Raw genomic sequence first — 26162 nt, forward strand, 5'->3', positions numbered from 1 at the left:
AAATCTTATATATGACTTTTTTCAAAACATTTTCGGCCATTATTTTATTAGCAATCATAAGCACATCTTGCAGTTCTAACGAAACAGAAATTACTAGTTTTTGGGTAAACAGTATGAAGGTTGATTGCGATGCTGGAGCAGGAAAAGCACAGTGTTTACAAATATATAAAGGTGATGATATTGAAAACGCCAAATGGACCTACTTCTACAGTCCGATTGAAGGCTTTAACTTCGAACCTGGATTGCTTCAAAAAATAGAAGTTTCTGAAACCCATTTAGATGCAAAGGATGTTCCTGCCGACGCTTCATCAATAAATTATAAACTCATAAAAGTATTAGAGAAAAAAGAAGATCCAAGAATGCATCTTAACGATATCTGGGCTTGTACACATATTAACGAAAAACCTATAGACATTAGCAACAGCAATATCCCTACCTTAGAAATAAACATTTCTAAAATGATGCTAATGGGTACCGATGGCTGTAATAACTACACAGGCAATCTTGAAACATTAAATGAAAACAGCATAGCTTTCGGTCCTATTGCAGGCACTAGAAAAATGTGCCTAGATATGCAAACTCCAGACAGCTACAATACAGCCTTAAACAAAACAAAATCATACAAAAGAGAGGGCTTAATCCTTTATTTATATGATGCTAACGGCAATGAAATCCTTCGCTTCAATAAAGCAGATTAATCCTAATCAAGAAATAAACAATTAAATTAATAGCAATAAAATACCCCAATGAAAAAAATCCTATTTATATGTGCTATCGCACTATTTACAGCCTGTGAAAAAGATGAATTACCTAAAGATTATTCCGCTGAAAACGACGCAGAAATTCAAGCTTATATCACAGCCAACGAGTTAGAAGCTAAAAAAAGCAATTCCGGATTGTACTACGTTATCGATGAAGAAGGCACTGGAGAAGCTCCAAAATCAACCGATCGTGTTAAAGTTATTTATAAAGGTTATTTTACCGATGGCCGTACTTTTGATGAAAGCGAAGATGGTATTTCTATCAACCTAAGCCAAGTTATTCGTGGTTGGACAGAAGGTATGACTTACTTTAAAGAAGGTGATAAAGGGAAATTATTAATCCCAGCACATTTGGCTTATGGTAGTTCAAACCATAATAAAATCCCTGGAGGATCGGTACTTATTTTCGATGTTGAACTAGTTTATGTGAATTACGCTACCGAAAACGATCTTGAAATCCAAGACTATTTAGCAGAAAACGAAATAACCGCTGAAAAAACAGAATCCGGATTATACTATGTGATAGATGAGCCAGGCACTGGTGCACAAGCAACCGAAAAAGACAATGTAACCGTTACTTACAAGGGCTATTTTACTAATGATAAAGTTTTTAATGAAAGCACAAAAGAAGTAAACTTCGATTTAGGTAATTTAATTAAAGGGTTTACTGAAGGCGTTGCAAAACTTAAAGAAAACGGAAAAGCAACACTATTTATTCCTGCACATCTTGCATACGGAAACCTAGGACAAGGAACTATTCCTCCTGGTGCTGTCGTTATTTTTGATGTAACACTTATTAAAGTGAATTAAAAATACAGTTTCAATTTATAAACGAACCACTTCTAACATTCAGGAGTGGTTTTTTTATTAACTTTCGTCAAAAATTACCGAACTTCGTTTCATATCATCTAATATTTCATCGCATCATTTTGAAAATAACATCTACAAACCTAGCCAAACCCACCAAAATTCTTTGGAACAACAAAGAAGTGATTACGGGTATTTATAAAACACCAACAACTCAACCGATATATTTAGGAAAAAGCGATGTTGAAAATGACGAAGTTTCAGATAGAAAATACCATGGTGGTGAATTTAAAGCCTGTTATTTATTTTCCGAAACGCATTACGCCTATTGGAAAACGCTTTATCCTGATTTGGATTGGAATTGGGGCATGTTTGGCGAAAATCTTACCATATCAGAATTAGACGAAACCCAACTTCATGTGGGCGCTATCTACAAAATTGGAGGCGCTTTGGTTCAAATAACTCAACCGAGAGAACCTTGTTTTAAATTAGGGGTTAAATTTAACTCTCAAAACATTATAAAACAATTTATCGAACACGGTTACCCCGGCACTTATATTCGAGTTTTAGAAGAAGGTTTAGTAAAAGTTAACGACCGTTTTCAATTAATAGAACAGGATGAAAACGCCATCACAACAGCACAGCTTTATAAGTTAATTTTTGAAAAAAACAAAAACCAAGAATTAATTAAAAAAGCCATAAACAACGAGGCCTTACCAATTAAATTACGTGAAGAACTTCAAAAATTTTTAAGTTAATCCTGTATTAAAAAATCCCGCATTAGATTTCGTTATTAATCATTTTTTCGTATTTTTAGTTTATGAGCAAAATCACGAAAAAATTAAAACTGCATCAGTTTAGCGATATCTATATTCTGAATAAACCTGAAAGTTTCAATGAAGTTTTTAAGGAGATTGAATATTCTGAATCGTTAGTTACCACATCTTGTGTAGAATGTGCTTTGGTATTTGTAGACACAAAAGAAGAATTTATAAACCAAATGCTCACCCTATCACCAAGATTGTTAGACACTTCCATTGTTTGGGTTTTCTATCCTAGTGAAACACCAATAAGTGAAATCTCAAAGTTATACATGGAATTCGATTGGGATTTTTTAGGCGATTACCGTTTAAAACCTACAAAACTTCTCGATATTGATCGCACATGGAATGCCATGAAAATAAAAAAGATACTGATATAAATTCAACTATCTTTGCGGAAACTTTTATTGAATGTCGTTCAAAGATTTAAAACTTAACAGACCTATTTTAAGGGCTATCGCAGAAGCTGGATATGATAATCCAACCCTAGTTCAAGAAAAAACAATTCCTTTAATTTTAGAAAAAAAAGACGTTGTTGTTTCTGCACAAACAGGCACCGGAAAAACGGCTGCTTTTGCGTTACCAATTCTTCAATCTTTATTTGACAGGCAAGATGCCTCTAAAAAAGGCAGAAAAATAAAAGCTTTAATAATAAGTCCAACCCGAGAATTGGCACTTCAAATTGAAGAAAATTTCAAAACCTATAGTGCGTACACAAGCTTAAAAACTGCTGTTGTTTTTGGTGGAATTTCAATAGAACCACAAAAGGAAATTTTAAAAAAAGGGATTGACATTTTAATTGCAACCCCTGGACGTTTGTTAGATTTACACAAACAAGATTTTTTAAACCTTGATTATGTAGAAACTTTAGTTTTAGATGAAGCCGATTTGATGCTAGACATGGGTTTTATTGATGATGTTAAAAAAATAGAACGCCTTTGTACAAAAGAAAAACAAGTGCTTCTATTTTCGGCAACCATTCCATATAAAGTGGAACAATTAGCTAATTCTATTTTAAACAATCCGGAACGTATTGAAGTAGCACAAAATTCTTCAACCTCAAAAAATGTAAACCAGCTCCTTTATTTAGTACCTAAAAAGGATAAAATTGAACTTTGTTTACATCTCCTTAGAAAAACCATAAAAGGAAACATAATCATTTTTAGACGCACCAAATTTGGTGTAGAAAAACTAGAAAAAACACTTTTAAACAACGGCTTTAAAGCCGATAGTATTCATGGTGACAAAAGTCAAACCGCTAGACAAGAAGCTTTAGATAAGTTTAAAAAAGGGGATGTTAATATTTTAATTGCAACCGATGTAGCTGCACGTGGTATTGATATAAATGATTTAGATGCTGTTGTAAATTTCGATTTACCTAACATTCCAGAAACATACGTTCACCGTATAGGGAGAACAGCTCGAGCAGGAAATTCTGGAATAGCTTATTCACTTTGCTCTGCAGACGAAAAAGCATATTTACAAAGTATTCAACAGCTTATTCAACTTCAATTAGATGTCATTGAAGATCACCCTTACCCTTTAGATCCTAAAGCAAAACCAATAGTTCATAAATCTAAAAAAACAGGAAGCAAACATAAAAAAGGACGCAAAAGCGGAGCTTCAAAGAAGAAAAAGAAACGTTGGTACTAAAAATTATTCTACAGGGAAATCAAAATAAGTATGCGGAAATGGCTCGTTTCTTAAAGTGAAATGCCACCATTCTTTAGAGTAGCCTCTAAAACCATATTTCAGCATGGTATCGTGAAGAATCTTTCGATTAGCACGTTGTTTTTCGGTAATATCAGGATTATTATACCAAGAAATTGGTCCGAAAAAATCAAATGGCCCTCCCATATCTAAAGGAACGCCTGTATTACCATCGATAACAGTTAAATCAACTGTACTTCCTCTACTATGCCCTGAATGTGTTGCAATATATTGCTCCTTAAATAAAAATTTCTTTTTAATATCCGGATAAAAAATATGCTTGGTTAAGGTATCGTTTACAGCTCTAGCCCAACTCATAAAATGGTTTACGGCACGTTGTGGCCGATACCCATCATATACTTTTAAACACAGATTTTGCATTTGCAAGGCATCATTTACCAATTTTAAAGCTTGAGCAGTTTCAGCTGTTAGGATAAGTTTATTAGATTTATAGCCTTCAACTTTTTTACCCACAAAATTATAAGTCGTATTGTATCTTAATTCCACATCTAAATCTGGAATAATATCTTTTACATAAACAAAACCTTTAGGTAATTGTCCAAAAGCACTTAAACAGACTAAACTTAAAAGTATTAAAACCTTAATCCTCATTGTAAATTTTTTGTTTTTGCGAATTTAAAGAATATTTAATTTTTGACTCCTGAAAAGCGGTATTTACTATCCCTTAAAATTGAAATCATAAAAAAAGCCTCAACATTTAATATTAAGGCTTTTTTATATTTTTTGGATTGTAAAATTAATATGCCAATAAAAGCTCTTTATACTCTTTTAAATCGGAAATATTAGTTTTATTATTTAAATTTCTTGTTAGTGCAATTAAATATTTAAGACTTTCAACAGGATCTACATTAGCCTCTTCTGGCTGAACTTCTGCATCTGCTTGTTCGTCATCTTCAATAGCGTCATCATCTTCAAGCATCGGAATTAGAAAAGTACCATGTTCTTCAATATGCTCGTAAGCATACCTAAGCACTTTTACTACTAAAGGAGCCTGCTCCTCTATCGCGTAAGTTCTAAGTTCTTTAATATCGTCTATTAATGTATCTGTATTAATTCCTGTTTTATCAATATTTGACAAAATCTTATCGATTAATTTTATTGCTTTTGTATTTTCCAAGGAGGTAAGATTATGTGAATAATTAACTTAATTAAAGTTGTAAATTTATATTAATAAAACAAAACATAGTGACTTTTTAGATTTTTTTTGTGACGGCATTTACTAAAAATTCAATTTTTGTTTTATAAAAAAAGCCTCTCATTTCTGAGAAGCTTTTAAATATTTTAAAACCTTAAGTTTCTAGCATTAAAGTGCTGCAACATGTTTTGCTAAACCTGATTTAAGGTTAGCTGCTTTGTTAGCATGAATTATGTTTTTCTTAGCTAGTTTATCTAACATAGAAACCACAGAAGGATATAAAGTTTCAGCTTCTTTCTTATCAGTTAACTCACGTAATTTTTTAATAGCATTACGAGTAGTCTTGTGATGGTACTTATTAATTAAGCGCTTCGCTTCGTTACTTCTAATTCTTTTTAATGCTGACTTATGATTTGCCATTTTCTTTTTCTTAATTAAAATATTGTAGCCCGTAGGGGAATCGAACCCCTCTTACCAGGATGAAAACCTGGCGTCCTAGCCGATAGACGAACGGGCCATTTGTTTTTTGAGTTTGCAAAGATAAAACTTATTTACAAATCTGCAACTTAAATTTTACTTTTTTTTACTTCATTATTTTCAAATAACATAACAATGTTTCCATTGCGGATGCAAAAATACAACTATTTTTAACTGTTGCAAGTGCTAAATAAACTTTTTTTAAAAAAATTTTACCAGCACTTGCTATTCCCTTGTTTTAGTATGCTTTAGCAAATAAAACTCTTCGGTTTGATGGCTTACCAGAATACACACAAACCCCATCTTCTACTTTTCCTTCTAAAGGCACACATCTAATTGTGGCTTTAGTAAGTTCTTTAATTTTATCCTCTGTTTCAGCAGTACCGTCCCAGTGAGCAGAGATAAAGCCTGTTTTCGTATCTAACACCTCTTTAAAGGCTTCAAAAGTATCTACTTCTGTAATATGTGAATTTCTATAATCTAAAGCTTTATTAAACAAAGATTCTTGAATGGTTTTTAATAAACCTTCAACTTTATCGGTTAAATCATTTAAATTAACTACTTCCTTAGTTAAAGTATCACGACGAGCAATCTCAACCGTTTCGTTCGCTAAATCTTTTGGCCCTATAGCAATCCTTAAAGGCACTCCTTGTAATTCGTGTTGTGCAAATTTAGCCCCAGGACGATGTGTTGTACGGTCATCAAACTTAACTGTAATATTTTTAGCTCTTAAATCGGTTAAAATACTATTGGCAACCAAAGTGATTTCATTTAAATCTTCTTCACTTTTATATATAGGAACAATAACCACTTGATTTGGTGCCAAACTAGGCGGTAATACCAAACCATGATCATCGCTATGCGTCATAATTAAAGCCCCCATTAATCGTGTTGAAACACCCCATGATGTAGCCCATACATAATCTTGTTTACCTTCTTTATTAGCGAATTTCACATCGAATGCCTTTGCGAAATTCTGACCTAAAAAGTGAGAAGTTCCCGCTTGCAATGCTTTTCCGTCTTGCATCAATGCTTCAATACAATACGTTTCATCGGCACCTGCAAAACGTTCGCTTTCGGTTTTTAAACCCTGAATAACAGGCATGGCCATAAATTTTTCAGCAAAAGTAGCATACACATTATTCATTAATGCTGCTTCATCTAGCGCTTCTTGCTTGGTAGCATGTGCCGTATGCCCTTCTTGCCATAAAAATTCGGCAGTTCGTAAAAACAAACGTGTACGCATTTCCCAGCGCACCACATTGGCCCATTGGTTTATTAATAGAGGTAAATCTCTATAAGACTGAATCCAGCCACGGTATGTATTCCAAATAATAGCTTCACTGGTTGGCCTTACTACAAGCTCCTCTTCTAATTTTGCTTCGGGATCTACACGTAGTTTCCCTGGTTTATCTGGATCGTTTTGCAATCTATAATGTGTTACTACAGCACATTCTTTTGCGAAACCTTCAGCATTTTTTTCTTCAGCTTCAAATAAACTTTTAGGAACAAACAATGGAAAATAAGCATTTTGGTGCCCAGTTTCTTTAAACATTTTGTCTAATTCTGCTTGCATTTTCTCCCAAATAGCAAATCCGTAGGGTTTAATAACCATACAACCTCTAACAGCAGAATTCTCTGCTAGGTCAGCCTTGACAACCAATTCGTTATACCATTTTGAATAATCTTCAGCTCTACTAGTAAGTTTTTTACTCATATCATTTTTTTGGCACAAATGTTGTACCTAAGTTAAATATAAAAATAGTTCAGCAAAACTAACTATTTTTGTGATGTTCAACAATTAAATTAAAGAGATATGCAATTTAATAACTACTTACTCAGAAAAGCGCCATTAGTAACCTTGTTTGGCTTACTGCTTGGTTTAGCTTCATGTAGTTCCTACCAATATGTTGGTACGGACAATGATGGTATTTATGGCGGTTCTGTTGCGCAAACTCAACAACAAAATATAGAGGTAGCTAATGATAACAATTATTATAAAAATTATTTCAAAACAAAATCTATAGAAGCTGAAAACTTCAATGATGACCCAGAGATTTTCACAGATATAGACGCTTATGAAAGCTCGTCTTATGTTGAAAATGATTCCATCGTAGATAACTACGATAGTTATGGTGGCTGGGGACAAACCAACAGCAGTGTAACTGTTAATTATATTGACAACGGATGGAACAATTGGGGCTGGGGCTTTAACTACGGTTGGGGCTACCCTGGCTACGCATGGGGTTATCCTGGTTACGGCTGGGGCTATCCAGGATATGGATGGGGGTACCCAGGTTACGGTTGGGGTTATCCAGGTTACGCTTGGGGCTACCCAGGGTATGGCTGGGGATATCCAGGATACGGTTGGGGTTACCCTGCTTATAGAAACAGACATACTTCTTACAGTGCCACACGAAGAGGTTACGGAGGTAATTATTATGCTGGGGTAAACAGACGTAGTTCTGTAGCAAATGCAGCTAACAACACGAGACGCAGTTCTGTTGGAACAACAAATAGAGGAACCGTTTCAAAATACAATACTGCACGAAGAAGCAGCACGAGTACAACGCGAGCTACTGCCACTAACAATAGAGGTTATAGCACTAACAATGTAGGTGTAAATTCAGGAACGGTTAGAAGATCATCAACAGTAAGTACACCGTCCAACAACTCTACAAGAAGATCTTCAAGCAGCAGTACTAGAAGAAGTTCAAGTACCGTATATAAGCAACCTACTACACGTTCTAGTTCTAATAGTTCCTATAATAGATCTAGTTCTTCTAGCAGAAACTCAAGTTACACACCAAGCCGTTCTAGCTCGAGCACAAGGTCATCAAGCGGATCGACTTCAAGATCGTCTGGAAGCAGCGGAAGTTCATCTAGAGGAAGACGTTAATCTTACAAGTCATTTTGAAAAATTCATATCAATAAATAACCAAATAAGCTGAATTTTAATTCATTTTGTTTGGTTATTTAATTCCTAAAATCGAATAAATACATACCCATGAAAAAGTTTAATTTACTGTTCATAAGCATACTCTCGTTAACAACGGTTTACGCACAAGATATAAGTGACGCTTTAAGATATTCGCAAGACAACACACAAGGAACTGCGCGTTTTAGAGCTTTAAGTGGTGCTTTTGGAGCCCTTGGAGGCGACATGAGTGCGGTGAGTATTAACCCAGCAGGTTCTGTGGTTTTTAGTCAAAGCCACGTCACCTTTACAGGTTCTGTTATAAACACTAAAAACAATACAGATTATTTTAATGGTTCTACACATACAAACGAATCGTGTTTTGGAATTAATCAAGCGGGTTCTGCTTTAGTATTTAGAAACAGACAAAGTCATTCGCCATGGACAAAATTCGCCATGTCCATTAATTACGAAAGAACAAATAACTTTAATAACAGCTGGCAAGCTCGAGGCACCAATACAGATGATGATGGAAATTTCACAAACTCTGTAGCCAGTTACTTTTATGATTATGCACAAGGCCAACGATTAGCTGATATTTCTGCATTGCCTGGTGAAACTATTACCAGAGCTTATCGCGAAATTGGCAATCAATTTGGATTTGGTAATCAACAAGCATTTCTAGGCTATGAATCTTATATTTTAGACCCTGAATTTGATGACGATGATAATACCACCTATTTTTCTAATGTTGCGGCAGGCGTTTTCGATCACAATTACACCTACCTTGCCACAGGTTATAATGGTAAAATGACTTTTAATTTTGCAACACAATATGAAGACAAGTTTTCTATTGGATTGAATTTAAATTCACATTTTTTAAATTACGAACGTTCTACAGTCCTTATTGAAGACAACTCAAATACAGGTTCTACCGTAAACCATATCAATTTTCAAAACAGCTTACTTACTTCTGGTGTAGGTTTTTCTTTTCAGGTAGGAGGCATCTATAATATTACCCCGCAACTTAGAGCAGGCTTGGTTTATAATTCACCAACATGGTATTCTATAGACGAAGAAGCTTCGCAATATATAAGTACTATTAGAGATGAGAACGGTACATCTATACCTCAAATTGTAGACCCCCAAGTTGTTAATGTTTACCCAAGATACCAGTTGCAAACGCCAGGAAAGTTCACAGGAAGTTTAGCTTATATCATTGGTAGAAGCGGCCTTATTAGTTTCGATTATTCAAATCAGAATCACGGTAACACAAAATTTAAGCCTAGCTACGACCCTGCTTTTGCTGACCAAAATATGCTAATGCAGAATGAATTAACCAATGCTTCAACTTATCGCGTAGGTGCCGAATATAAAATTAACCTTGTTAGTTTAAGAGGTGGTTATCGTTTTGAAGAGAGCCCGTATAAAAATGGTCAAACCGTAGGCGATTTAACTGGTTTTTCTGTAGGTATAGGTTTTAACTTTGGAAATACAAAATTAGATTTAACCTATGATCAAGCTGAAAGATCTTACCAAAATAACCTTTACACCCTGAATGGTGGTGGATCGCCATTTGCTTCAATCGATAGAAAAAATCCAAATGTAACGCTGTCTTTAGGTTTCAACATATAAAACCTTCAACAGTTAAAATTGAAAAATAGACGGTTTAAAAAGTAAATCTTGTCAAAAACAAACAGTATCGATTATTTTTATAGGAATCGATTCTAGTTTTTAACTTCTGAAAAATTCAGAAAGACAGGCATTTTCACCTTTTAAACCGTCTATTTTCATCTTATAAAAAAGCCTGTAATTTCTTTGAAACTTTTCAGACTAAAACAAAAAATTAATAATTTCTCAACACCAAGTATAACAAAAGGGAATTGCTTATCTTTGCAAACTAAATTTTGAGATATTAATTGCAGCACATTCAAGCACAAACCTCTTATTAACAAAGAAGTAGAACAAGAATGTTTTCTGTGATTGTTGAAAAACAATATATTTTAACACATGAAATTTGAAAGTAATTTAGACGATTTTGACGCCTTAGGAGAAGAGCACATTGGGACTTCTGAAGATACTCCCATGCGAAATGATGCTTTTAAACTGTCTAACGAAGAAAAAATAGACATTATTAAGGATGATGTACGTCACATTATGGAAACCTTAGGATTAGATTTAACAGACGATTCTTTAAGTGGCACACCAAATCGTGTTGCGAAAATGTTTGTTAAAGAAATTTTTGGAGGTTTAGATCCTAATAAAAAACCTAGCGCTTCAACATTCGATAATAAATACAAATACGGTGAAATGCTTGTTGAAAAAAACATTACCGTTTATTCAACCTGCGAACACCACTTGTTACCTATAGTTGGAAGAGCTCATATTGCTTACATTTCTAACGGAACTGTTGTTGGTTTATCTAAAATGAATCGCATTGTCGATTATTTTGCAAAACGTCCGCAAGTTCAGGAACGTTTAACCATTCAAGTTGTTAGAGAACTTCAAGAAGTTTTAGGCACAAAAGATGTTGCTTGCGTTATAGACGCCAAACATTTATGTGTAAATTCTAGAGGTATTCGTGATATTGAAAGTAGCACAGTAACTTCAGAATTTGGAGGGAAATTTAAAGACGTGCAAACCCGCCGCGAATTTCTTGATTACATAAAATTAGATACTAAGTTTTAACATAAATATTATTTTTTGATTCGTTTTATAATTTAGTTGGTTAACGACTAAGCTATTTCTTTTCAAATTATAACAACTACCCATTATACGCATTATAACTATGCCGCTTTATAAAGACAACCCTATTAAAATTTACAATTCTTTAACTGGAAAAAAGGAAACCTTTACCCCTATAAATGCTGGCCATATTGGCATGTATGTTTGCGGCCCAACGGTTTACAGTAATGTCCATTTAGGAAATGTAAGGACTTTTATGTCTTTCGATATGGTTTTTCGCTATTTGAAGCATTTGGGTTATAAAGTGCGTTATGTTAGAAATATTACCGATGCTGGTCATTTAGAAAATGATGCTGATACAGGTGAAGATAAAATCACAAAAAAAGCACGTTTAGAGCAAATTGAACCTATGGAAGTGGTGCAACGCTACACTGTAGATTTTCATAACATTCTAAACACCTTTAATTTTTTACCACCAAGTATCGAGCCAACGGCTACGGGACATATTATTGAGCAGATTGAATTGATTAAAGATATTATCGCCAATGGCTACGCTTACGAAGTGAATGGATCGGTGTATTTTGATGTTCATAAATTTAACGAAACCAACGATTACGGTAAACTTAGTAAACGTAAACTTGACGATTTAATTCATAATACCCGTAGTTTAGACGGACAAAGTGACAAAAAGAATCCGCAAGATTTTGCCCTTTGGAAAAAAGCCGAACCTCAGCATATTATGCGTTGGCCTTCGCCTTGGAGCGATGGTTTTCCTGGTTGGCACCTAGAGTGTACCGCCATGAGTACTAAATATCTTGGCGAACAATTTGATATTCACGGTGGTGGTATGGATTTAAAATTTCCGCATCACGAATGTGAAATAGCTCAAAATGAAGCTGCCAAAGGAAAATCGCCCGTAAACTATTGGATGCACGCCAATATGTTAGAGTTAAACGGACAACGTATGTCTAAAACGACTGGAAACACTGTGAATCCTGACGAATTATTATCCGGAAACAACAGCTTTTTCAGTAAAGCCTATGCCCCAAGCGTAATTCGTTTTTTTATTGCACAATCGTCTTACCGAAGTGTTTTAGATTTAACTGATGATGGTTTAATAGCCAGTGAAAAAGGATTTTACAGATTGATGGAAGCCATAAATATTTTAGGAGGCTTAAAAGCATCTAACAGCTCTTCAATCGATATTGCTGCATGGAAACAAAAGTGCTATGATGCGATGAACGACGATTTTAATTCGCCAATTTTAATCGCTCATTTATTTGAAGCCGCTAAATACATCAACCAAATAAAAGAAGGCACAGAAACTTTAACTGCCGAAGATTTAACTTTGTTAAAAGACACGGTAAACAGCTTTGTTTTTGATGTTTTAGGTTTAGAAAACACAGCAAACACAAACACAGGTTCCGATAAATTGGCCGGTGCTGTTGATGTTTTAATCAAATTAAGACAAGACGCTCGAGCGAATAAAGATTTTGCTTTATCAGATAAAATTCGTGATGAATTGGCCGAAGTTGGCATTCAACTTAAAGACGGTAAAGACGGAACTACGTTTAGCATCTCCTAAATCCTCTCCAATAAAGAGGAGATTTAGCTACTTATGAAAAAGTTACTCATTGCTCCGTTTTTGTTTATAATAAAAGTGTATCAAACTTTTATATCTCCATTTACGCCAGCAACGTGTAGATACCACCCAACATGTTCGCACTACGCAAAGGAAGCCTTAATAAAACATGGTGTTTTAAAAGGAGGCTGGTTAGCTTTAAAACGCATTTTTAGTTGCCACCCTTGGGGTGGTTCTGGATATGATCCGGTACCTTGATTTTGTTGTATATTGGTTGATTTGTTTAATCGTTTAATTGTGCGTGTCACTTGTCATGTCGAACACAGTGAATCATCTTTTCAATAATAGCTTACACTTAAAAAGATACCTCCCACCGTCGGTATGACAGAAAAACTTCAATGAGTACACCGTTTAACGGTTAAACAAATCCACAGTTAAACAAATAAACCTATTTCACAGGAATCTGCTTCAAAATCTCTAAAACAAACTTCCAATATTTTTGAACTGAAGAAATTTGAGCACGCTCATCTGGAGAATGTGCACCTTTAATGGTTGGTCCAAAACTAATCATGTCCATTTCTGGATAATTTTTACCAAGAATACCACATTCTAAACCAGCATGACAAGCCGCTACATGTGCTTTTTCGCCATTTAATTCCTCGTAAATTTTAGTCATCACCTTTAAAATAGCCGAATCCATATTTGGAGTCCAACCAGGATAATCGCCAGAGACTTCAACCTCACAGCCTGTTAATTCGAAAGTAGCACGTAAGGTATTGGCTAAATCTAGTTTAGAACTTTCAACCGAAGAACGCGTTAAACAACCAATATGAATCGCTCCATCTTTAATAATGATACGCGCGATATTATTTGAAGTTTCTACCAAATCAGGAATATCGGCACTCATTCGATATACGCCGTTAGCAGCTGCATAAATAGCACGGGTTACCCCTTCTTGAATCCCTAAATCCATAATGGTTTCTGGCGTTTCACATTTTGAAACCTCAATTACCAAATCAGGTTCCATGGTTTTAAGTTCTTTTTTAATAGTATTAGTTATAAGCGCCATTTCTAACAGAAAAGCATCTTCATGAATGGCATCAATAGCAACAATGGCTTTACTTTCACGAGGAATTGCATTGCGCAAACTACCACCATCTATTTCCGAAATTCGAAGTCCGAAATTTTCAAAACCATCAAATAAAACGCGATTCATAATTTTGTTCGCATTTCCCAAACCTTCATGAATTTGCATTCCAGAATGCCCACCTTGAAGTCCTTTTACAGTAATGGTGTATCCAATTTTAAATTCAGGTGTTTCTTCTAAATTATAAGTTCTAGTTGCGGTAACATCGCAACCGCCTGCACAGCCTACGCCTATTTCATCATCTTCCTCGGTATCTAAATTCAATAAAATACCACCAGAAAGCAATCCGCCTTTTAAACCCATGGCACCCGTCATACCCGTTTCCTCATCAATAGTAAACAAAGCTTCGATAGCAGGATGCACAATGTCTGTGCTTTCTAAAATTGCCATGATAGTTGCCACTCCCAAACCGTTATCGGCTCCCAAAGTGGTTCCTTTAGCGCGCACCCAATCGCCATCAACATACATTTCGATACCTTGGCTGTCGAAATCAAAATCGGTATCGTTGTTTTTTTGATGCACCATATCTAAATGCGATTGCATTACAATGGTAGTTCTGTCTTCCATTCCAATGGTTGCAGGCTTTTTAATAATAACATTTCCAACCTCATCAACAAGAGTTTCTAAACCTAAATTTTCTCCAAAGGCTTTCATAAAAGCAATCACGCGTTCTTCTTTTTTTGAAGGTCGCGGAACAGCGTTTAAATCTGCAAATTTATTCCAAAGGGCTTGAGGTTCTAATTGTCTTATTTCTGTGCTCATCTTGTTATTTTATTATCTTTCAAAGATAGAAAAAATGCATCGACCTGAAGTTTATTAGTTGTTTCGATTACAGAAGATTTAACAAAATTTAACCTTATAATTATTTCTATGAAAACTGAAAAGTACAAGGTATCACTATTGCTTTTCAGCGAATTTTTCCACGAATCACGAATGAAACTAAAACAGTACTAAAAATAAATCACTAGAATAAAAATCTATAGATTTTTAATGCATTGGGGGTAAATATCCCTATTTAATATGTAGAAGGAAGATTCATGAATTCATGGCGTGAATTAAGTATTTGATTGAATTAAATTCGAGAATCACCAACAGCTAAATGCTTTAAATTTTTACTATTTTTGATGATGCTCAAAAACAAAAAGACCCTTTTGGCTTTAGCCTTAATTCCTCAAATTATTTGCATTAGGATTCTTTCTAATTTTCCTGAATTTGTAGAACAGTTTTACAGCAACGGCGTTTATCCTTTTATTTCGAAACTATTCCGTTATGTTTTAGGTTGGATGCCGTTTTCTTTTGGGGATTTTATCTATGCTTTAACCATTATTTACGGACTAAGATGGCTGTATTTAAACAGAAAACGCTTGCGACTAGACACAAAAAACTGGTTAATAGATGTGTTAGCAACCCTGTCCATTTTCTATTTTGTTTTTCATTTGTTTTGGGGTCTGAATTATTACCGACTTCCGCTTCATAAAAGTTTGAATTTAGCGCATGACTATTCCACCGAACAGCTCATCACTTTCACTGAAAAACTGATTGCAAAATCGAATGAAATTCATTCAAAAGTGGCAAAAAACGACACACTTAAAGTTGATTTAAACTATACCAAATCAGAAGTTTTTAAAATGGTTCCGAAAGGTTATGATCATTTAAAAACCATTTTCCCGCATTTAGAATACCATCCAAAAAGCATTAAAAAATCCTTATTTAGCTACCCATTAACCTACATGGGGTTTAGCGGATATTTAAACCCGTTTACCAACGAAGCCCAGGTTGATGGCTTGATTCCTATATATAAATTCCCAACAACCTCAACACATGAAATTGCCCACCAATTGGGTTATGCCGCCGAAAACGAAGCCAATTTTATAGGTTGTATGGCAGCTATAAAACATGATGATATTTACATTCAATACACGGGATATACCTTTGGTTTACGCTTTTGTTTGAATGAAATTTACAGACGCGATCCCGATTTATACGAAACCATGGCCGAAACAGTAAACCCTGGTATTCTTAAAAACTACAAAGAGGTTCGCGATTTTTGGGAATTACACCAAAATCCTGCCGAACCTCTTTTTAAGTCGTTTTACAACGGTTTTTTAAAAGCCAACAAACAAAGCAAAGGCATGCAAAGCTATAATTATGTGGTTGCGCTTTTAGTGAATTATTTTGAAAAGAATAGTTTGTAAATCACAACCTACTATTATTTAAAATAAAAGATAATTTTTAATTAGGCTATCTTTAATAATATTCTGTTCATTTTTTCCATTGATGAAAAAACGAACCAATCCTTCGTCTACGCTCTGGACAAGCAAATCTAGGCTTACGAACCTTTATCTAAATTTATCGTTCGACACCTAAATTTCAGGAACTCGCTATTAAAATTTAGATAGTTTAAAAAAATCGTTTAGCTCAAACAGCCTGAAATTTCACGTTGTTTTCACTTCAAATTTTACGATAAATTTTCGATAGGCCATGGAAATTCATTTCATAAAAATATTCCAAAATAAATAATATTTTATTATTTAAATTACTCTATAACTTGAGCATTTTCAGGAGTTTTAAAAATATCCTGATTTGGTTTTTCTTTTGAAAGTTTTACATCAGTAAAGTGGTTTTCGCTATGCACCGTAGTTGGTAAATTATTTTCATAGTTATAACGTACAATGGTTTTTGGTAATAAAACCCCAGCAACATTTTGCCATTCGCTATATTTTCTAAAGTGCCATTCTTTTGCTTTTTCTTGGGTAAAAAATGTTACCGTATAGCCCAACCATTCCATTTTATAAGTTTCTGGATTGTAGTACAAAATATATTCATCGTCTGGCGATTCGCCCACACCGCTTTTATAAGCAATTGAAATGCCTGGATAAGATTTCCCCTCGAAAACTAAAGGATCTGCATCGCCATAAATAATGCCATCGTCTGCCAAAATAAACGGCATAGCATAGAAATAAAACATTAAATTGTAATAAAACTTAGGTTTTCCTTTGTATTCTACATCATTTTTATTTTGCAACCAAACTTGGTTCCCATCAAAACCAAGGGCATGATTAGGAGTTTCTATTAAGGATTTACGGTTTCTTAAATCTGTTGATGTTACTTCATTTTCACCATTTTTTTCCATGGTAAATTCTAAAAATCGCATAGATTTCCATTGTTCTAATCCGCCATGAGCTTCAAATATTTTCTCTAGATTTTCAGGATATTTGCTTTCTACAACCTTTTCAGGTTCTGCTGGAGTTGTAACCACTTCTTTTTTAGCATCTTTACAAGAAAATACAGAGATAGCAATTAGTAAAAATAGAACGTTTTTCATTTTATGTTTTTTAAAGGTTTTATGTTTTGACGTACTAAGACCAACATAATTACATAAAATCAGTTACTTTTGTTTCACTTTATGAAAGCAATAACAAGCATACAAAATCCTTTAATTAAGCAACTTTCTACATTGAAGGATAAGTCGCGTGAACGCAGAAAAACAGGCGCTTTTTTAATTGAAGGTGCTCGTGAAATTTCGTTGGCCTTAAAAGGTGGTTTTCAGTTGGAAACCGTGTTGTTTTATCCTGATTTATTTTCTTCGGAAGCAGTAAACACCTTAATTCCAGAAGGCATTCATGTGATTGAAATTTCAAAAGAGGTGTATCAAAAATTAGCGTATCGAGACACGACTGAAGGTGTTTTGGCTGTCGCAAAATCGAAATCACACAACTTAGAGCAGTTAAGCTTTAAAAACGAAAACCCTTTAATATTGGTTGCTGAAGCTCCTGAAAAGCCAGGAAACATAGGTGCTATTTTAAGAACGGCCGACGCTGCAAATGCCGATGTCGTTATTATTGCCAACCCAAAAACCGATTTATACAACCCCAACATTATTCGTTCTAGCGTAGGTTGTGTTTTCACGAATACCATTGCCACAGGAAGTACTTCGGAAATTATTGCCTTTTTAAAAGCGAAAAATATTCACATTTACTGTGCTGCTTTACAAGCTTCGGTTGATTATTATACGCAAGATTTCACAAAACCAACCGCTATTGTTGTTGGCACAGAAGCTACAGGTTTAAGTGAAGAATGGCTTGAAAATTCTACCCAAAACATCATTATTCCTATGCAGGGCGAAATCGATTCGATGAATGTTTCGGTTGCCGCGGGTATTCTTGTTTTTGAGGCTAAGAGGCAACGAAACTTCAACTAATTTTTAGTCGTTACCAACAAAACAATTACACAAATCCACTTTTTTTAATGACCGCACAACTACTTTTTAACATCATTATTGCCATAATCATCATCAATTTTATAGTTGATAAAATTTTAGATGCTTTAAATGCCAAGCATTATAACGACAAACTTCCTGAAGATTTAAAAGATGTTTATGATGCTGATGAATATAAAAAATCGCAAAACTATAAAGCGACCAATTATAAATTTGGAATATTAACCTCAACGTTTTCCATCCTTTTAACTTTAGGGTTTTTATATGCTGATGGCTTTGCGTATATCGACCAAATCGCGAGAAGTTACAGCGATAACCCGATTGTAATTGCTTTAATTTTCTTCGGAATTATTATGATTGGAAGCGATATTTTAACCACACCATTTTCATACTACAGCACCTTTGTGATTGAAGAAAAATTCGGATTTAATAAAACCACGAAAAAATTATTCTTTTTAGATAAACTAAAAGGTTGGTTAATGATGGCGTTAATTGGCGGTGGCATATTAGCCCTCATCATTTGGTTTTATCAATTAACTGGAAGTCAGTTTTGGTTGTACGCTTGGGCTTTAGTAGCTGTTTTTACGTTGTTTATGAATATGTTTTATTCTAAATTAATTGTGCCGCTTTTTAATAAACAAACGCCTTTGGAAGCAGGAAGCTTACGCGATCATATTTCAAAATATGCTGAAACCGTAGGTTTTAAATTGGATAAAATATTTGTAATTGACGGCTCGAAACGAAGTACTAAAGCCAATGCTTATTTTTCTGGTTTTGGAAGCGAAAAACGAGTGACGCTTTACGACACATTAATTAACGATTTGGATGAAGATGAAATTGTTGCCGTTTTAGCGCATGAAGTTGGGCATTACAAAAAGAAACACATCATTTTTAATTTGTTTGCTTCTATTTTACTTACAGGATTAACGCTTTATATTTTATCCTTATTTATATCAAATCCGTTATTATCGAATGCTTTGGGTGTTGAAATTCCCAGTTTTCATATTGGATTGATTGCTTTCGGATTGCTGTATTCGCCTATTTCGGAAATTACAGGTTTAATTATGAATCTGTTTTCTAGAAAATTTGAATATCAGGCTGATGATTTTGCTAAAAACACTTACAAAGCGGAACCACTTATTACATCGCTTAAAAAATTATCTAAAAATAGTTTGAGCAATTTAACGCCACATCCGGCTTATGTTTTTATGCATTATTCGCACCCTACACTGTTGCAACGCATTAGGAATTTGAGGAAATAATGATTTAGTAAAAAGCACTTCGACTGGGCTAGTAAGACAAAACAACTCCTATTTGTGTTTTCGAATCAAATTGATATTACAACATTTCTTTTTAACAGAAAACCCAATTAATAACCGTAATGTCTGGCTGAGCTTGTCGAAATCTTATCTCGCTAATTGGAAATTCTATTTATAGTTTTTTTTATTGAACACGCACTTCGACGGGCTCAGTGTGACATCGTAACTCCTATTTGTGTTTTCAAATTAAATTGAAGTTACAAAATTTCATTTTAAAAGTTAAGCGCGTTAACGATTGCAGCGGCATCCTTTTTGTTGTGGGATTCCTGTTTTTTCGCAGGAATCCCACAACAAAAAGATATAGCGGAAAGCGTGTTAAAACGCCCAAAAACTACAACACTTCTTTACCGTTTAAATACACGGTTTCAATTTGATGGTTTCCAAAAGAATACGGGATAAAATGGTATGAATTTATAGGTTTTGTAAGGATTAAATTGGCTTGTTTACCTTTGGTGATGGAGCCAACATTATGCTCTAATCCCATGGCGTATGCGCCGTTAAGTGTTGCTGCGTTAATGGCTTCTTCGGGCGTTAATTTCATTTTTACACAGGCCGCAGACACCACAAAATTCATGTTCCCTGAAGGCGATGATCCTGGGTTATAATCGGTTGCTAGAGCTAGTGGCAATCCGGCATCAATCATTTTTCGTCCTGGCGTGTACGGAATGCTTAAAAAGAAAGAGCAGCCTGGCAATGCTACGGGCATGGTTAACGTGTCTTTTAAAACTTCGATATCGCTATCGGTCATTTCCTCTAAATGATCGAGAGAAAGCGCGTGATGCTTTAACCCTGCTTGAACGCCGCCGATTGAAGTAAATTGATTGACATGAATTTTTGGGGTTAACCCATGGCGTTTTCCTGCTTCTAAAATGGATTCGGTGTCTTCGACTGAAAAATAACCGGTTTCGCAAAATACATCGACGTAATCGGCAAGTTTAGCTTCGGCAACCAACGGAATCATTTCGTTTATGATATAATCGACATAGCCTGATTTATTATTTTTATAAGTTTCTGGCACCGCATGAGCGCCCAAAAATGTGGCTTTTATTGGTAAATTATAGTTCGCTTTTAAACGCTTAATCACGCTTAACATTTTTAATTCGGACTCTAAAGTTAAGCCGTAACCCGATTTAATTTCGACAGCACCTGTGCCCAAAGCGATAATTTCTTCCAACCTGATTTTGGTTTGCTCGTACAATTCTGCCTCTGAAATGTCTTGAACTTTTTTAGCCGAATTTAAAATTCCGCCGCCTTTTTCGGCGATTTCTTGATAGGATAATCCGTTGATTTTATCTACAAACTCCCCTTCTCTATTTCCTGCATAAACCAAATGGGTATGCGAATCGCACCATGCTGGCATGAGCATTTTCCCCTCTGCATCGATAACTTGATCCACGTCTGCTTCCTCTGGGCAATCTTCCATCGCTCCAAAATCGCTGATAATGTCATTTTGAACCAATAAAAAGGCATTTTTTAGTGTTGGCAGCACTTTCATGTCTTCGCCAGAGATAAAACGCGTGGATTTATCTCTAATTTGAAGCAATTCTTTAATGTTTTTGAATAATATGCGCATTAAAATAGATTTTCTAATAATTGGTTATCGACTAAGTTAGGAATGGTCACTTTTAAATTGGGGGTTCTTTCCATTTCGCGTTTTATAGCAAATAAAGCTTCATCGTTTCTGGCCCAACTTCTACGAGCAATACCGTTATTCACATCGAAAAACAGCATGCTTTTTAGGCGCGCTTCTGCTTCTTTTGTACCATCGAGTAACATTCCAAATCCGCCATTCATAACTTCGCCCCAGCCTACGCCACCGCCGTTGTGAATGGATACCCAAGTGGCGCCACGAAAACTATCGCCAATCACATTATGTATGGCCATATCGGCAGTGAATTTACTACCATCGTAAATGTTTGAAGTCTCGCGATATGGGGAATCTGTACCACTCACATCATGATGATCGCGCCCTAAAACTACAGGTCCAATCTCGCCATTTGCCACCGCATTATTAAAAGCTTCGGCTATTTTAGCACGACCTTCGGCATCGGCATACAAGATACGGGCTTGCGAACCAACCACCATTTTATTTTTCTTAGCGTCTTGAATCCATGTGATATTATCTTGCATTTGCAGCTGAATTTCCTCTGGAGCCGTTTTCATGATTTCTTCTAGAACAGAAGCAGCAATATCATCAGTTTTATCAAGGTCTTCAGGTTTTCCCGAAGTACAAACCCAACGGAAGGGTCCGAAACCATAATCGAAACACATCGGGCCTAAAATATCTTGAACGTAAGACGGGTATTTAAAATCGATATTATTTTCGGCCATCACATCGGCTCCAGCACGAGAGGCCTCTAATAAAAAGGCATTTCCGTAATCGAAGAAATACGTGCCTTTGGCCACATGATTATTAATAGCATTGGCATGACGGCGTAACGATTCTTGAACTTTTTCTTTGAAAACCTCTGGTTCTTCACGAATTAATCGGTTAGATTCTTCATAAGATAAACCTACAGGATAATAACCGCCTGTCCATGGAATATGCAATGAGGTTTGATCGGAACCTACGTGAATAAAAATATTTTCTTCATCGAAACGCTCCCAAACTTCAACTATGTTGCCAATAAACGCGATGGAAACCACTTCTTTTGATGTTTTTGCTTGTTTTACTCTAGCTACCAAATCATCCATATTATCAATCAAAACATCTACCCAACCTTGTTCGTGACGTTTTGTAGCTGCTTTGGCATTCACCTCTGCACAAATGGTAATGCAACCTGCTATATTACCTGCTTTTGGTTGAGCGCCACTCATGCCGCCTAAACCTGCGGTTAAAAATATTTTTCCGTGAGAAGTATCTCCTTTTTCTAACACTTTTCTAAAGGCATTCATAACCGTAATAGTCGTGCCATGTACGATGCCTTGCGGACCAATATACATGAACGATCCTGCTGTCATTTGTCCGTATTGCGTAACACCCAAAGCATTAAATTTTTCCCAATCGTCTGGTTTGGAGTAATTAGGAATCATCATACCGTTAGTTACAATCACACGAGGTGCATTTTTAGACGATGGAAATAAGCCCATAGGATGCCCTGAATACATGTGTAAGGTCTGCTCCTCTGTCATGTTCGCCAAATATTGCATGGTTAACAGATACTGCGCCCAATTTTGAAACACCGCACCATTACCACCATAGGTAATTAATTCTTCAGGATGTTGTGCTACGGCAGGATCTAAATTATTCTGAATCATGAGCATGATAGCCGCAGCTTGTAAGGATTTTGCAGGATATTCTGAAATGCCTCGCGCATATATTTTATAATCGGGTTTGAATCTATACATATAAATTCTACCAAATTCCTTTAATTCATGAGCAAATTCTGAAGCCAATTCCTCATGCCAATCTTTAGGAAAATAACGCAAAGCATTTCGAATCGCCAATTGTTTTTCTTCCTTGGACAGAATATCTTTTCGCTTTGGCGCACGATTAGCACCTTCAGGGTAAGTATATTTTGACGGCATTTTTGTTGGAATGCCTTGTAAGATTTGTTCTTTGAATGTCATTTTTTTTTGTTTTTTACTGTTGACTGTTGACGGCCTCGAGGGGGAACACCCCATAATCTCCGAGGATGAACACCCCTATTGGCTACACCAGATACCTTCAACGAAAACGGTGTTTTCATTTCGGTAGTCCTCAAGGGGATAGTAATCTCGTTTTCAATTAGAAGATGCATTTATCGCTCTTCGTTTCACGTTTCTAGCTTTCCGATTACACGGTTAAACAATTAAACGAATAAACAATTAAACGCTTTCTTATTTATCATACTAAACACTTTGTCATGCAGAACGTAGTGAAGCATCTCATCCTTCAAAAAGATTCTTCGGTCGTTCCATTTTTGGATGTCATTCTGACGAAGCATGAGGAAGAATCTTTTTGCTGTGAGATTCCTCGTCAGTCGTACCTCCTTCTGTCGGAATGACAATATGGATCTACCTTAAATTAAACGCTTGAGTTTTCACTAAATCAATCATATTATTAATATCATCTTTTAAAAGTCTATCATCCTCTAATTTCGGAACTTTTTTACGAATAATACGATGGTTTTCTTCAATAATATCTGAAAACGTGTTCGGACGTCTAAACTCTAATGCCTGAGCACCATACATTAATTCGATGGCCAATATTTTCTCTAAATTTCCTAAAATCTGATTGAATTTACGTCCCGAAATACTGCCCATAGACACGTGATCTTCCTGCCCTAATGAGGTTGGAATACTATCTGCTGAAGGCGGAAAACACAAAGATTTGTTTTCGGTAACTAAAGCAGCGGTGGTGTATTGCGGAATCATAAACCCAGAATTTAATCCGCCACCGGTGGTTAATAATCGTGGTAAACCGTATTTACCTTCAATTAATAAATAACAGCGTCTATCTGAAATGTTGCCCAATTCCGCGGCAGCGATAGACCCATAATCTAAAGCCATCGCTAAGGGTTGTCCGTGAAAATTCCCACCCGAAATCGCTTCAACATCACTTAAAATAATGGGGTTATCGGTCACCGAATTCATTTCAATTTCTGTCAATTCTAACAAGTGGTAATAGGCATTTCTTGAGGCCCCATGAACTTGCGGAATACAACGCATGGAATACGGATCTTGAACACGCTCGCAATTTTCATGCGAATTTACATTTTGTGAAGAATAGAGTAACATGGTCATGCGTTCGGCCACTTCGATACAGCCTTTAAACGGACGAATTTTATGCAACTCATCTCTAAATGGCGAGGAACTGCCTTGATAACCTTCGATACTCATGGCACCGCAAACATCGGCTAAATCTAACAGATATTCCATCTTCTTTAAGCCCACAATGGCATGTGCTAAAATAAATTGTGTACCGTTTATTAAGCCTAAACCTTCTTTAGCTTGTAAGGTTATAGGCTCTAAGTTATGCTGTTTTAAAACTGTTTTTGCATCTTGAAGATCATCTTCAGCCCAAAATTCACCTTCACCAATAAGAGGTAAAAACAAATGTGATAAGGGCGCTAAATCTCCCGAAGCTCCTACCGAACCTTGTTCTGGAACCGCTGGCAGTAAGTCGTTTTCAATAAAATATAAAATACGCTCAATAAGTTCTAATCGTACCCCCGAATAACCGCGGCTTAAAGCGTGTACTTTACAAATCATCATGATTTTAGAGAGGGCTTTATCAATTGGTTTTCCTACGCCAACAGCATGTGTAATTAACAGATTTTCCTGAAGTTTATTAGTTTCTTCGGGTGTAATTTGTACATCACATAAAGGGCCAAAGCCAGTATTAATACCGTAAACCGCTTTGTTAGAACTCGCCATTTTTTCCACCTTTTGCCTACAACTATTTATTTGTGTTATAGCTTCTTCACACAAGGTGGCTTTAAGCGTTCCATTTGCAATGGCAAGCACTTTCTTTACTGTTAGGGAGTCAATTCCGTATTTAAACATGAGCTTATTTTGTTATTAAATTGAACGTCATAGTGATAAATACAAAATTATCGATAAATTTGATACCAAATAAGACCATTAGTTTAACAAACTAATAACTATGAGTTATCAATTAGAATTAAGACATATTAAATATTTTTTAGCTGTCGCTGAAGCATTACACTTTAGAAAAGCAGCTGAAAAACTCTTCATTTCGCAACCCGGTTTAAGCCGACAAATAAAAGAAATGGAAACTTCTTTGGGCGTTAAACTGTTTAACCGACACAATAGGCAAGTACAGTTAACCCAGGCGGGCTTGTATTTAAAAGAAGAACTTTCGAAAAACTTAAAGCACCTTGACAATATTTTAAATCACGCCAAACACCTAGAAGATGGTAAAGATGGCGAGTTAAATTTTGGTTATGTGGGTTCTGCCATGCAAAATATAATTCCCGAATTGTTGCTAAAATTCACTGAAAACCACCCCAATGTTTTGTTTAGTTTAAAGGAAATGGACAACATTAAACAAATTGAAGGGCTGTTTGCGCAAGACATCGACATTGGTTTTGTACGTTTGGAACGCATCCCGAGAGGTTTGGATAGTCAGCTTATTTTAAAAGAACCCTTTTGCCTGGTTTTACCTGAAAATCATTCAATTACCAATAAAAACTTCAAAAATATAGCCCAGCTAAAAAACGAATCGTTCATCCTGTTCGATCCCGAATATAGCGCCTCCTATTACGAAAAAGTAATGGGCATTTTCGACGATAGTGGTTTTACGCCCATCGTGTCGCATAACACCATTCACGCTGGTTCCATTTATAAATTAGTTGAAAATGGCTTCGGAATTTCGATTGTTCCTAAATCCTTAAAAACTTCAGAAAACCCCAAATTAAAATTTATAGATTTGAGTATGATTCCGCAGCGTACCTCACTTTCAGCCATTTGGAAAAAGGAAAATAGCAATCCTATTTTAACCAAAGTTTTGGCCTTAATTCACAAGGAAATCACAAATTAGTGCTGTTGAGAAATAAATGACTATCTTTGCCGCTTGAAATTCAGGAAATGGATTTTAATTCCTCAGAGTGAGGATGT

At 35.5% G+C, this 26162-nt stretch carries 23 protein-coding genes and 1 tRNA gene; 14 read left to right on the forward strand and 10 right to left on the reverse strand.

Annotated elements, in window-relative coordinates; translation table 11 throughout:
* The first annotated feature begins 11 nt into the window (after window positions 1-11).
* From H6X70_RS12535 to H6X70_RS12555, 5 genes are all read left to right on the forward strand, one after another.
* Entirely contained in the window at window positions 12-698 is a 687-nt protein-coding gene (locus H6X70_RS12535; protein ID WP_194768034.1) for a DUF4377 domain-containing protein, read from the forward strand.
* 48 nt (window positions 699-746) lie between these two features.
* Window positions 747-1571 (forward strand): FKBP-type peptidyl-prolyl cis-trans isomerase, encoded by an 825-nt coding sequence (locus tag H6X70_RS17030; protein WP_194768035.1) that lies wholly within the window; start codon window positions 747-749, stop codon window positions 1569-1571.
* A gap of 119 nt (window positions 1572-1690) precedes the next feature.
* Window positions 1691-2326 (forward strand): MOSC domain-containing protein, encoded by a 636-nt coding sequence (locus H6X70_RS12545; protein WP_194768036.1) that lies wholly within the window; start codon window positions 1691-1693, stop codon window positions 2324-2326.
* 62 nt (window positions 2327-2388) lie between these two features.
* A complete protein-coding gene (locus H6X70_RS12550; RefSeq protein ID WP_194768037.1) occupies window positions 2389-2769 on the forward strand; it encodes a hypothetical protein in 381 nt (126 codons plus the stop codon).
* Window positions 2770-2800: 31 nt separating this feature from the next.
* A complete protein-coding gene (locus H6X70_RS12555) occupies window positions 2801-4042 on the forward strand; it encodes a DEAD/DEAH box helicase (RefSeq protein WP_194768038.1) in 1242 nt (413 codons plus the stop codon).
* 3 nt (window positions 4043-4045) lie between these two features.
* On the opposite strand, the gene H6X70_RS12560 is transcribed toward H6X70_RS12555, so the two are convergent.
* The 5 genes from H6X70_RS12560 to proS form a co-directional block, all read right to left on the reverse strand.
* Complete coding sequence (locus H6X70_RS12560) at window positions 4046-4711, reverse strand: M15 family metallopeptidase (protein ID WP_194768039.1); 666 nt, start codon at window positions 4709-4711, stop codon at window positions 4046-4048.
* 145 nt (window positions 4712-4856) lie between these two features.
* Window positions 4857-5237, reverse strand: a complete 381-nt coding sequence (locus H6X70_RS12565; RefSeq protein WP_194768040.1) for a hypothetical protein — start codon at window positions 5235-5237, stop codon at window positions 4857-4859.
* 186 nt (window positions 5238-5423) lie between these two features.
* Window positions 5424-5675, reverse strand: coding sequence for a 30S ribosomal protein S20 (gene rpsT, locus H6X70_RS12570; protein WP_194768041.1), 252 nt, complete (start codon window positions 5673-5675; stop codon window positions 5424-5426).
* A gap of 25 nt (window positions 5676-5700) precedes the next feature.
* Window positions 5701-5772 (reverse strand) — tRNA-Glu (locus tag H6X70_RS12575).
* Between the two features lie 198 nt (window positions 5773-5970).
* Window positions 5971-7449, reverse strand: coding sequence for a proline--tRNA ligase (proS, locus tag H6X70_RS12580; RefSeq protein ID WP_194768042.1), 1479 nt, complete (start codon window positions 7447-7449; stop codon window positions 5971-5973).
* 99 nt (window positions 7450-7548) lie between these two features.
* On the opposite strand from proS, the gene H6X70_RS12585 reads away from it, so the two are divergent.
* The 5 genes from H6X70_RS12585 (at window position 7549) to yidD (ending at window position 13174) form a co-directional block, all read left to right on the forward strand.
* Complete coding sequence (locus H6X70_RS12585; protein WP_194768043.1) at window positions 7549-8631, forward strand: hypothetical protein; 1083 nt, start codon at window positions 7549-7551, stop codon at window positions 8629-8631.
* A gap of 108 nt (window positions 8632-8739) precedes the next feature.
* On the forward strand, window positions 8740-10284 hold the full coding sequence (locus tag H6X70_RS12590; protein WP_194768044.1) for an OmpP1/FadL family transporter: 1545 nt from the start codon (window positions 8740-8742) through the stop codon (window positions 10282-10284).
* 375 nt (window positions 10285-10659) lie between these two features.
* On the forward strand, window positions 10660-11337 hold the full coding sequence (folE, locus tag H6X70_RS12595; protein WP_194768045.1) for a GTP cyclohydrolase I FolE: 678 nt from the start codon (window positions 10660-10662) through the stop codon (window positions 11335-11337).
* Window positions 11338-11437: 100 nt separating this feature from the next.
* A complete protein-coding gene (gene cysS / locus H6X70_RS12600) occupies window positions 11438-12919 on the forward strand; it encodes a cysteine--tRNA ligase (protein WP_194768046.1) in 1482 nt (493 codons plus the stop codon).
* 33 nt (window positions 12920-12952) lie between these two features.
* Window positions 12953-13174: a membrane protein insertion efficiency factor YidD gene (yidD, locus tag H6X70_RS12605; RefSeq protein WP_194768047.1), complete on the forward strand. Its 222-nt coding sequence runs from the start codon at window positions 12953-12955 to the stop codon at window positions 13172-13174.
* A 190-nt stretch (window positions 13175-13364) separates the two neighbouring features.
* On the opposite strand, the gene H6X70_RS12610 is transcribed toward yidD, so the two are convergent.
* Complete coding sequence (locus H6X70_RS12610) at window positions 13365-14825, reverse strand: aminoacyl-histidine dipeptidase (RefSeq protein ID WP_194768048.1); 1461 nt, start codon at window positions 14823-14825, stop codon at window positions 13365-13367.
* 365 nt (window positions 14826-15190) lie between these two features.
* On the opposite strand from H6X70_RS12610, the gene H6X70_RS12615 reads away from it, so the two are divergent.
* Window positions 15191-16258, forward strand: coding sequence for a DUF3810 domain-containing protein (locus H6X70_RS12615; RefSeq protein ID WP_194768084.1), 1068 nt, complete (start codon window positions 15191-15193; stop codon window positions 16256-16258).
* A gap of 341 nt (window positions 16259-16599) precedes the next feature.
* On the opposite strand, the gene H6X70_RS12620 is transcribed toward H6X70_RS12615, so the two are convergent.
* The gene (locus H6X70_RS12620) at window positions 16600-17388 is read right to left on the reverse strand and encodes a DUF6503 family protein (RefSeq protein ID WP_194768049.1); all 789 of its coding nucleotides are present in this window, start codon (window positions 17386-17388) and stop codon (window positions 16600-16602) included.
* Between the two features lie 81 nt (window positions 17389-17469).
* On the opposite strand from H6X70_RS12620, the gene H6X70_RS12625 reads away from it, so the two are divergent.
* Both H6X70_RS12625 and H6X70_RS12630 read left to right on the forward strand, forming a co-directional pair.
* A complete protein-coding gene (locus H6X70_RS12625) occupies window positions 17470-18264 on the forward strand; it encodes a TrmH family RNA methyltransferase (protein ID WP_194768050.1) in 795 nt (264 codons plus the stop codon).
* Window positions 18265-18311: 47 nt separating this feature from the next.
* On the forward strand, window positions 18312-19544 hold the full coding sequence (locus H6X70_RS12630) for a M48 family metallopeptidase (RefSeq protein ID WP_194768051.1): 1233 nt from the start codon (window positions 18312-18314) through the stop codon (window positions 19542-19544).
* A 388-nt stretch (window positions 19545-19932) separates the two neighbouring features.
* Here the strand turns inward: H6X70_RS12630 and hutI are convergent, their stop codons facing one another.
* The 3 genes from hutI to hutH all read right to left on the reverse strand — a co-directional run bounded on the left by hutI (window position 19933) and on the right by hutH (window position 25088).
* Complete coding sequence (gene hutI / locus H6X70_RS12635; RefSeq protein WP_194768052.1) at window positions 19933-21174, reverse strand: imidazolonepropionase; 1242 nt, start codon at window positions 21172-21174, stop codon at window positions 19933-19935.
* Window positions 21174-23171 carry a urocanate hydratase gene (locus H6X70_RS12640; protein WP_194768053.1) on the reverse strand — a complete coding sequence of 666 codons (1998 nt, stop codon included), beginning with the start codon at window positions 23169-23171 and terminating at the stop codon, window positions 21174-21176. The genes hutI and H6X70_RS12640 overlap by 1 nt, the downstream gene beginning before the upstream one ends.
* A gap of 426 nt (window positions 23172-23597) precedes the next feature.
* The gene (hutH, locus tag H6X70_RS12645) at window positions 23598-25088 is read right to left on the reverse strand and encodes a histidine ammonia-lyase (protein WP_194768054.1); all 1491 of its coding nucleotides are present in this window, start codon (window positions 25086-25088) and stop codon (window positions 23598-23600) included.
* A gap of 100 nt (window positions 25089-25188) precedes the next feature.
* On the opposite strand from hutH, the gene H6X70_RS12650 reads away from it, so the two are divergent.
* Entirely contained in the window at window positions 25189-26085 is an 897-nt protein-coding gene (locus H6X70_RS12650; RefSeq protein ID WP_194768055.1) for a LysR family transcriptional regulator, read from the forward strand.
* The last annotated feature ends 77 nt before the right edge of the window (window positions 26086-26162 follow it).

Origin of the sequence: Tamlana sp. I1, from assembly GCF_015355625.1 — a bacterium.
GTDB lineage: Bacteria > Bacteroidota > Bacteroidia > Flavobacteriales > Flavobacteriaceae > Pseudotamlana.